This window comes from Burkholderia aenigmatica, assembly GCF_902499175.1.
GTDB lineage: Bacteria > Pseudomonadota > Gammaproteobacteria > Burkholderiales > Burkholderiaceae > Burkholderia > Burkholderia aenigmatica.
On sequence record NZ_CABVQC010000042.1, the window covers coordinates 69,979 to 79,305 of the forward strand.

A 9,327-nucleotide genomic window follows, 5' to 3' on the forward strand; every position below is an offset into this window, starting at 1 on the left:
GCCGACCGTGACGCATGCGCCGCATGGTCGTGCCCGGCCGCCGGCCGGCCCAAGGCAACATTGCCCGCATGATCCGCTTCGGCACAACGCTACAATTTGTCACCGTCCCGTCTCGCTCTCGCGCCGATGCGTCGGCCGTCCGGACCTCGCACCTCCACCACGATGAAATCCATCCTGAGCTATCCACTCTGCTTTCTCGCCGCCCTGGTTGGCTGGCTGGCCGTATCGCTCCTGTGCTGGCCCATCCTGCTCGCGCTGCAGGCCCTGACGACGGCCGTGTTCATCCCGCATCCGGCCGGCAGCTACATCGCGCTCGGGTTCGTGTCGACCGCACGGTTCCTCGACTTTCCGACGACCCTCATCGCCGCCTGTTCGGTGCCGTTCATGAACATACCGCTCGGGTTCATCGCGATCGCGTGGTGGTTCGCCGCGTGGCTGATCGTACCGTCCGCCTACCGGCACTACCGCACCAAGCCGCGCGGTCGCGCATCGCGGGCCGTCGTGTGGCGTGCAGCCCGCCAGGGGCTGGTCACGACCGCCGCGCTGCTCCTCATCGCGATACCGTTCCTGCGGCGCTACGAGATCGTCACGCCGGATCACCTCTACGTCCGGCACCTGTTCGACTGGCACGAGCGCGCGTATCCGCTCGCGTCGCTGAAGGAGATCCACGTGGCCGATCCCGACACCAACCACATCATCACGTGGGACTTCATCTTCGACGGCGACAGGCGCTTCACGACGACCGCGCCGGACATCGACGCGCTCAAGTACCTGCTGTCGAACACGCACGCCTCGGCCAACTTCTCGTTCGTCGGGGACCAGTTGACAATACGATGAGGCCGCGCGCCGTCACGCCCGCGCCGCCACCATCCCCCGCTCCGACCGCGTCCACGCGACCAGCGCGCCGATCCCGAGCAGCGCGAGACACACGATCGGCACGATCATCGGCCCGAACGCGGTGCCCGTCACCTTGCCGGCAAACGGCATCAGGTTCTGGCTGAAGAAGCCGCCGAGGTTGCCGATCGAGTTGATCGCCGCGACGCTCGCCGCCGCCCGCGCGCCGGTGAAGTAGCGCGGCGGCATCGACCAGAAGCACGGATACAGCAGCGGGATGCATGCGCCGCCGAGCACCAGGGCGATGAAGCGCAGCGGCGTCGACGGCAGCACGAGGCTCAGCAGGAAGCCGAGCGCGCCCAGCGCCGCGACGATCGCAATCGTGCGCAGGATGCTCTTCGCGCGACGCAGTTTCGCCGGCAGCCACAGCAGCAGCAGCACCGCGAGTGCCCACGGCAGCATGCTCAGGAAACCGTTCGTGGTGCTCGACACGCCGAACGACTTCACGAGCGTCGGCAGCCAGTACGTCACACCGTACAGCGACGTCGACATCAGCATGTAGGTCGCCGCGAACAGCATCACGCGCGGATCGAGCAGCGCCTTCCACGGCTGCCCATGCTCGGCCTGAGCGGGCTTCTCGCGTTCGAGCGCGGCCTCGACGATCTGCTTCTCGCGGTCGTCGAGGAAACGTGCATCGCGCACCGAGGCGGGCAGCACGCGGAACACGACGACCGCGACGATCACCGCCGGGATACCCGTCGCCACGAACACCCACTGCCAGCCCGCGAGCCCCCACACACCGTTCAGGCTCAACAACACGCCGCCGACCAGCGAGCCGAGCATGTTCGCGAGCGCGCTGCCGAGCGTGAAGATGCCGAGCACCTTCGCGCGATAGCTTTGCGGAAACCACAGCGTCAGGTAGTAGATCACGCCCGGATAGAAACCGGCCTCGGCGATGCCGAGAACGAAGCGCAACGTGCAGAACGCGGGCATCGACGTCGTGAAGCCCATCAGCACCGTGATGAGCCCCCACGTCAGCATGATCCGCGCGAGCCACACGCGCGCGCCGTAGCGATGCAGCGCGAGCGTGCTCGGCACCTCGAACAGCAGGTAGCCGATGAAGAACAGCGACGATGCGAGCCCGAACGCGGCTTCCGTCATGCCGAGGCTGTGCACCATCTGCAGCTTCGCGAAGCCGACGTTCTGCCGGTCGATGAACGCGATCAGGAACATCACGACGAGGATGGGCAGCAGGCGCCGCGCCATCTTCGACATGATGCGCTGTTCTTCGGCGGACGCGGGGTCCAGGGTGTCGGTGGCGTTCACTTCGGGCTCCTTGCGAGAATCGGTTGCATAGCGGTTACGTACCGGTTGGATCGGGGTTGAGTCGGCACCGCGCGCGACGATCGCGCGGGCGCGGGGTGCTTCGATGAAAGGGCGCGGCGATATCAGCCCGACCGGTAGACGTCGAGCATCGGTGCGAACATCTCGTGCCACGCACGCGGCTTCGCCTTGATCGTGCCGGCCAGGTACAGGAATTCGACGTAGTCCATCAGCTGGTTCGGCAGCACCGAGAAGCGCGTGTCGGGCGCGGCGAGCATTTGCATCACGTCGTCGTGCGACACGCCGACGCCCGACGATGCCGCATACAGCGTGGCTGCCGCGCGCGGATCCCGCGCGATCAGGTGGATCGCTTCGTCGAGCGCGCCGAGAAACGCGACGGCGAGCGCGGGCTCCGTATCGACGAGCCGCTTCGGCGCGAATACGACGTCGTGCGTCAGCGGGCCCAGCACATCGACCGAATTCACGACGCGGTGGATGCCCGGCTGCCGCAGCTCGAGCGTCGAGAACGGCGGCGACGTGAAATGCGCGGTGACGCCGTTCTCGTGGCGAATCAGCGCCTGCATCGCCTGCGGATGCGGCAGGCTCACGGTGATCGAATCGAGCTGCGCGAAATGCGCGGGGCCGAGCTGCTTGCTCGCGACCATCTGCAGCACCACCGCCGACAGCGACGTGCGGATGCCGGGCACCGCGATCCGGTCGGACGGCGTGAAGTCGCGCAGCGACACGAGGCCCGGCCGGTTCGTGTTCAGCGACAGCGACGTGGTCGACAGCCCGCTGATGCCGATCACCTCGACGTTCGGAATGCCGCGTGCCCGTGCCCACAGCTCGATGAAACCCGGTGCGCCGGCGCCCGCGAAATCGAGCGTGCCGGCCATCATCGCGTCGTTGACGGAATTGCCGCCATCGAGCAGCACCCAGTCGACCGCGACATCACGCACGCCGTGGCGCGCCGCATGCCGCTCGAACAGCCGCTGCTTCTCCATCACGAGCAGCGGCAGGTACAGCACGCCATAGCCTTTGGAAATCCGTACCGTGCGCGGCTTCGCGCGCACGAGCGACGGCGCGGCCAGCGCGCCGAGCCCGGCGGCAATCAATGCGCGGCGGCGTTGCGACGTCGTCATGCGCCGGCCTTCCCGGCACGCGCGGCATGAGCCGCGAACGCCATCGTATCGACCGCCATGCGGCTGCGGCCCGCTTCGCCGCACCGGCGAGCGCGGGCCGGCGGCGCGCTGCGCCGCGCGCTCGTCGCGCCCGTTTGCTGCTGCATGTTGCCGTCTCCTGTGGTTCTGGTATTAATGACCGTCCTTGCAACGTCCGGCTCGACACAGGTTATCGACCGAGTCTGAGAAAATGCTGACATCCCGGCCCCGGGAAAACCCCTAACCCACCCACCTGCGAAACGGCACCATGCGCATTCTCGTCGTGGAGGACGATGCCGAAATCGGCGCGGCGATCCGCAACCGCCTCGCGCGGCTCGGCCATGCCGTCGATCTCGAAACCGACGGCGCGACCGCGAACGGGCTGCTGCGCGTCGAGCGTTTCGACCTCGTCGTGCTCGACGCGAACCTGCCGGGCATGGACGGCTTCACGGTGCTGCGCCACCTGCGCGCGTCGGGCAGCACGACGCCCGTGCTGCTCGTCACCGCGCGCTCGGCGATCGACGACCGCGTGAGCGGCCTCGGCCTCGGCGCCGACGACTATCTGGTGAAACCGTTCGACTACCGCGAGCTCGATGCGCGCGTGCAGGCGCTCCTGCGCCGCAACAGCGGCCATGCGAACGACGTGCTGACGCTCGGCGGCCTCGTGATCGATCGCAGCAGCCGCCTAGCGGAACTCGACGGCCAGCCGCTGTCGCTGTCGCGCCAGGAGTTTGCACTGCTCGAAATCCTCGCGAGCCGGCCGCAGCGGATCTTCTCGAAGGACGAACTGCTGAACCAGCTGTTCAGCTTCGGCAACGAGCCGACCGCGAACGCGGTCGAGCAGTACGTGACACGCGTGCGCAAGAAGCTGCAGGGCAGCTCGGTCGAGATTCGCACCGCGCGCGGGATGGGGTATCAGATTGCGGCGCACTGACTGGTTCCCGAAGACGCTGTTCGGGCGCACGCTGCTCTTCATCGCGCTCGTCGTCGCGACCGGCGCGCTCGCGCTCGCGGCAATCGCGCGCTACTACGCGGGCGTCGCGGCCGACCGCGCGTACGACCAGTTGCTTGCGGGCGCATCGATCCAGGTCGCGGAAAACCTCTACGTGCAGGGCGGCGTGCTCGCGCTGAATCCGCCGGTGGCCGCGCTGTCGACGCTGTCGCGCTACGACCTCGTCTACTACAAGGTGGTCGATTCGCGCGGCATCGTCGTGGCCGGCTACAACGATCTCGCGAGCCCCGCAACGCTCGCCGCCGCGAAACAGGGCCCCGCGTTCGCGAACGGCATGTACCAGGGACACCGGATCCGCACCGCGACCATCGCGCGCTACATGCCCGAGGAAAGCACGCCGGGCTGGGCGCTCGTGACAGTGGCGCAAACCACCAACGCGCGCCAGCAACTCACGAACGACATGAGTTTCAAGGTGTGGACGCTGATCCTGCTGATGAGCGTGCTCGCGATCGGCGCGAGCGGCCTCGCGATCCGGCGCGGCCTGCGCCCGCTCGCGCAAATCGGCACGATCATCGCCGCGCGCGACCCGGCCGACCTGCGGCCGGTGGCCGTCGACACGCCGAGCGAGATCGACGCGATCATCGGGTCGATCAACGGGCTGATGCGCCGCCTCGCGGAGCGGATCAACGCGATGCAACGCTTCATCGCCGATGCCGCGCACCAGATGCGCACGCCACTCGCGCGACTCGACGCGCAGATCGAGCTGCTCGACGGCGAAGCCGATCCCGCGCGACACGCGGCGCGGCTCGACGCGCTGCGCGCGACCTGCTCGGATGTCGGGCGGCTCACAGGCCAGTTGCTCAATCACGCGATGGTGATTCATCGCACCGAAGCCGTGCCGTTGCAACCCGTCGAACTCGTCGCGCTCGCGAAGGACGTGCTCGGCCGCACGATTCCGCTCGCGGGCGAGCGCGATGTGGCCGTCGCGTTCGCAAGCGACGCGCCGCTCGCCTGGATCGACGGCGATGCGATCAGCCTGCAGGAAGCGCTGTCGAACGTGCTGCACAACGCGCTGCTGCATGGGCATGCGGACGACATCGTCGTCTCGGTCGCGACGCAGGACGACACCGGCGATGCGGTGACGCTGACCGTCACCGACAACGGTCGCGGAATTCCGCGCGAACATTGGGACGCGGCGCTACAGCCGTTCGTGCGGATCGCGCCGGACGGCAGCGAGCGGCGCACGGGGTCGGGCCTCGGGCTCGCGATCGTGCAGGAAGTGATGAAGGCGCATGGCGGGCGCATCGGGTTTGCGCCTCCCGATGCGGGCGGGTTCGCGGTGGTGCTGACGTTTCCGCGCGCGGCGGGCGGCGGGAGGGCCATGTCGCCCCGACAATGAAATCCCTGATTCCAATTTCAGAACAACCGCCCTTCGCCCGATATTCGTTACCAATATGTGACAGTTTTTGCATCGCGGACGCACTTGTGCTCGAATTGCCGGCACTTCAATCACTGCCCCGATGGCCTTCAGACTGATGGAATCCGAACGTCAGACACTGCCGTATCACAAACCGAACAAGCTGATTTGGAAATGGACGTACTGCGAAGGTAGTTACGGTTGCAAAATAATCCACGGATTGAGTCTTTCGATGGATCGTCCACCTCCGGTTCTCGAGGCGAAGCCAGTCAAAGAAAAAACGGTGAAGCGACGTAAGAACGCACGTCCCGATCCTGCCCTGAAAATGCTCGACGATATCGAACGCATGGTAGATGCATATTCGAGATTCAGAAATTGGCTTAACACACCTCCCCCGCCGCCCGCTGCTCCCGCACCGTTGAAGAAGGAAGACACTGCCGAGCCATTCGACATTCAGGAAATACCGGGTGCGATGCGTAAGCTCTTGATGCCTGTATCAGCGACCCTCATGGAAAGGTGGTTCGCGGGACGATTGAACTATTCCCCTACCGGTGAAGACGAGCGGAACGGTATCAATCAGACTGGTGTCCCATACCCACCTGACATGATCGACACGACGACGGTGAAACTCGAATGGGTGTTGAAATACGCCAGGGCGAAAGAGCAGTTCGACTACCTCATTTCATCGGCGATCTATAGCAATGCCGCAGCGCGTGTCATTCGGAATCGACTATTGCCGTATAAGAACCACTATCCGGTCGTCTCCGCCACCGACGTATGCGGAGGCGATATTCAGTCGATCCATCGCCATTTTCACGTACAATTTTCTCCGGTGGAAGGCACCTTCGAGCAGAAAGCACAGCAGTACCTCAAGCGCCGCACGGAGTCCAACGGAATCCCGGACGACCTGACCGGTGCGCTCGGATCGTTCAACCTGTATGCAGCCATCGAGCGTGTCGAAGTCAGCCTCGATGGAACGACAGCCGCGGTGACGCATATCTCCGTTTACGTGAAGGACAACTATACCTTCGGCGGAGAACCCGGTGAATCGTCTCAGTATCTCGGCCACTGGAACGCGCGAAGCGTCAATCTGGTCCCCGGGACACTTGCGATGAGCGCATTTGGCCTGCCTTGGATAGATTACCCAGTGGCGGTCGGTGATCTTCGCAAGAAAGACAATATTCTCTATCCCGTTCGAAATCGGGATTTCAGAGCGTGGCAAATGAAACATCGCCGCGGCGGTGATTTCTTTATTTACTCCGACCGGCGGATCGTTCGTCTCCAGCACCCCATCTATCTGAACCTGTCGTGAAGACCATATTGAAGCGCCTCATGCGAATTGCGGTAACACTTGCGCTGATCGGGGTGCTAATGCCCTATGCGTGGCGTTCTGATATCCGGAGGAAAACGTATGATCTGAACCAGTGTCATACGGAGCAATCACGCCTGAGCGAAGACAGCTACACGGCAACGTACTGTTACGGGCCGGGAGAAAATGTCGTACTCCGCCTGTATCGCACAAACAATATGGGCCTGGTTGCCGAGCGTCTGTTTACCTTTCCGCGTGACGAGCCGGTTAGATTGACCTGGGATCGGGATGCAATCGTATACGACACTGCAGCCACGGACGGTGAAGGCATGATTGCGTTGCCCCCGTCATTGAGTGATCGCTGGCTGGCCATGCTTCCGTAATAGTCTCGAACGGCTCAACGTCGTCGACAACATCATGCAATCGGACTAAAACACGCAAGCCCTGCACAATCGTTGTCGGTAAGGGGGAGTACCACCGGTCGAGCCCGACGCGGCAGTTCATTCTCCGGAGGCCCTCAATCGTCGCTGTCGTCTTCGAAGCCGTTGCGCTCCACGTGCCGCGCCACCACCCGGTCCAGCTCGTCGTACTGACGATCGCAGAACAGCCGGCACAACGTGTCGACGTCGGTACGCTTCCTGACGTCGATCGTGTCGACTTGCTGCTCCAGCTTGCCCTTGCCGATTCCGAACAGCCCCTTCTTCATCCGCATGGCGACGGCATTCAACTGGAAGCCGTCCGCATGCGCATCGCTCAGCGCGGTCACCCACAATTCCCGCTGATCGTCCTCATGCTGCAGCACGAGGGCCGGCAACGGGCCTTCCTGCGTGTCGTCCCATTCGGCATGCTGCGCCGCCCACGGGAACGCGTCGAACGCTTGCGTGAACGACGCGTAGTCCGTCGCGCCCTGCGGATCCAGCTGATCGAATGCGTAGCCGACTTTCTGAACGGAATAGGTCAACATGGCGCGGCGCTCCCGGTGGCGGTAATGGCGACTGAGCGTCAATCTACCTGACAATCCGGCGTGCATCGTGGTTTTTCGCTACGCCCGCCACGCCCGCTCACGCTGCCACCGCCTCCCCGCCGAGATACGCATCGCGCACACGCTCGTCGTCGAGCAGCGCCTTCGCGGGCCCTTCGAGCACGACGCGCCCCGTCTGCAGCACGTACCCGTAATGCGCGATCTCCAGCGCGAGGCTCGCGTTCTGCTCGACCATGAACACGGTCACGCCCTGCCGGTTGATCGCGTCGATCAGCTCCAGCACCTTGTCGACGTAGAGCGGCGACAGCCCCATCGTCGGCTCGTCCATGCAGATCAGCTTCGGCCGCGCCATCAGCGCGCGCGCCATCGCGAGCATCTGCTGCTCGCCGCCCGACAGCGTGCCCGCGCGCTGCGTCAACCGCTCGCGCACACGCGGAAACAGGTCGAGCACGCGTTCGTAGTCTTCCGCCACCGCCGTGCGGTCGCCATGCGTGTACGCGCCCATCAGCAGGTTCTCGCGCACGCTCATGTCGCCGAACAGCCGCCGCGCCTCGGGCACGGCCGCGATCCCGCGCCGCACGCGCTGCGGCGTCGCGAGCGCCGTCACGTCGTCGCCGTCGAAGCGCACGACGCCGCGACGCGGCCGCATCAGCCCGAGAATCAGCTTCATCGTCGTCGACTTGCCGCTCGCGTTGCCGCCGAGCAGGCTGACGATCTGCCCGCGGCCGACTTCGAAGTTCACGTCGAAATGCACCTGCACCGGCCCATAGAACGTATCGAGGTGTTCGAGTTTCAGCAGCGCGTCGGTCATGGTCGTATCGGGTCCGGAAGAAAGTGCGGTCATGCGGCCGCCTGTGCCGCGCGTTCGGCGGGCGCGCCACCTGCATGGCGGCGGCCGAGGTACGCCTCGATCACGCGCGGATCGTGCCGCACGTCGCGCGGCGCGCCTTCGGCGATCTTCACGCCGTTGTCGAGCACCATCACGCGGTCGGACACGCGCATCACGAGTTCGAGCTTGTGCTCGATCAGCAGGATCGTCAGGCCGCGCGCTTTCAGCGACTGGATCAGTTGCAGCATCTCGGCTGTCTCCGTTTCGTTCATCCCCGCCGTCGGTTCATCGAGCAGCAGCAGCCGCGGATGCAGCGCGAGCGCGCGGCCGATCTCCACGCGCCGCCGGTTCGCATACGACAGGCTGTGCGCCGGATGATCGATGCGCGGCGTGAGCCGCTCGCCGAACCCGGCGACGATCGCGCGCGCCTCGTCGCGCAGCGCGGCTTCCTCGCGCCGCACCGCCGCGGGCCGCACGAGCGCGCGCAACACCTCGGCCGCCACGCCGAGCGCGGGCCAGCC

11 protein-coding genes are annotated in these 9,327 nt (G+C 65.3%); 5 read left to right on the forward strand and 6 right to left on the reverse strand.

Features of this window, described 5'->3' with window-relative positions; translation table 11 throughout:
- Nucleotides 1-162 precede the first annotated feature (162 nt).
- Nucleotides 163-837, forward strand: a complete 675-nt coding sequence (locus BDO18943_RS26620) for a hypothetical protein (RefSeq protein WP_175024694.1) — start codon at nt 163-165, stop codon at nt 835-837.
- Nucleotides 838-849: 12 nt separating this feature from the next.
- On the opposite strand, the gene BDO18943_RS26625 is transcribed toward BDO18943_RS26620, so the two are convergent.
- The 3 genes from BDO18943_RS26625 to BDO18943_RS26635 form a co-directional block, all read right to left on the reverse strand.
- A complete protein-coding gene (locus BDO18943_RS26625) occupies nt 850-2,160 on the reverse strand; it encodes an MFS transporter (protein ID WP_043178300.1) in 1,311 nt (436 codons plus the stop codon).
- A 122-nt stretch (nt 2,161-2,282) separates the two neighbouring features.
- The gene (locus tag BDO18943_RS26630; RefSeq protein WP_175024695.1) at nt 2,283-3,299 is read right to left on the reverse strand and encodes an ABC transporter substrate-binding protein; all 1,017 of its coding nucleotides are present in this window, start codon (nt 3,297-3,299) and stop codon (nt 2,283-2,285) included.
- Complete coding sequence (locus tag BDO18943_RS26635; RefSeq protein ID WP_175024696.1) at nt 3,296-3,445, reverse strand: hypothetical protein; 150 nt, start codon at nt 3,443-3,445, stop codon at nt 3,296-3,298. Before BDO18943_RS26635 ends, BDO18943_RS26630 begins: the two co-directional genes overlap by 4 nt.
- A gap of 140 nt (nt 3,446-3,585) precedes the next feature.
- On the opposite strand from BDO18943_RS26635, the gene BDO18943_RS26640 reads away from it, so the two are divergent.
- The 4 genes from BDO18943_RS26640 (at nt 3,586) to BDO18943_RS26655 (ending at nt 7,378) form a co-directional block, all read left to right on the forward strand.
- Nucleotides 3,586-4,251 (forward strand): response regulator transcription factor, encoded by a 666-nt coding sequence (locus BDO18943_RS26640; RefSeq protein ID WP_011356119.1) that lies wholly within the window; start codon nt 3,586-3,588, stop codon nt 4,249-4,251.
- Complete coding sequence (locus BDO18943_RS26645) at nt 4,238-5,668, forward strand: sensor histidine kinase (RefSeq protein ID WP_175024697.1); 1,431 nt, start codon at nt 4,238-4,240, stop codon at nt 5,666-5,668. The genes BDO18943_RS26640 and BDO18943_RS26645 overlap by 14 nt, the downstream gene beginning before the upstream one ends.
- Before the next feature lie 250 nt (nt 5,669-5,918).
- The gene (locus BDO18943_RS26650; RefSeq protein WP_235996197.1) at nt 5,919-6,998 is read left to right on the forward strand and encodes a DUF6402 family protein; all 1,080 of its coding nucleotides are present in this window, start codon (nt 5,919-5,921) and stop codon (nt 6,996-6,998) included.
- Nucleotides 6,995-7,378, forward strand: coding sequence for a hypothetical protein (locus tag BDO18943_RS26655; RefSeq protein WP_175024699.1), 384 nt, complete (start codon nt 6,995-6,997; stop codon nt 7,376-7,378). Before BDO18943_RS26650 ends, BDO18943_RS26655 begins: the two co-directional genes overlap by 4 nt.
- 134 nt (nt 7,379-7,512) lie before the next feature.
- Here BDO18943_RS26655 and BDO18943_RS26660 read toward each other — a convergent pair whose 3' ends face one another.
- The 3 genes from BDO18943_RS26660 to BDO18943_RS26670 form a co-directional block, all read right to left on the reverse strand.
- Nucleotides 7,513-7,959 (reverse strand): hypothetical protein, encoded by a 447-nt coding sequence (locus tag BDO18943_RS26660; RefSeq protein WP_175024700.1) that lies wholly within the window; start codon nt 7,957-7,959, stop codon nt 7,513-7,515.
- A 97-nt stretch (nt 7,960-8,056) separates the two neighbouring features.
- Nucleotides 8,057-8,821, reverse strand: coding sequence for an ABC transporter ATP-binding protein (locus BDO18943_RS26665; RefSeq protein ID WP_175024701.1), 765 nt, complete (start codon nt 8,819-8,821; stop codon nt 8,057-8,059).
- The coding region (locus BDO18943_RS26670; protein WP_175024702.1) for an ABC transporter ATP-binding protein C-terminal domain-containing protein at nt 8,818-9,327 on the reverse strand (510 nt) is incomplete at its 5' end. The genes BDO18943_RS26670 and BDO18943_RS26665, both read right to left, overlap by 4 nt.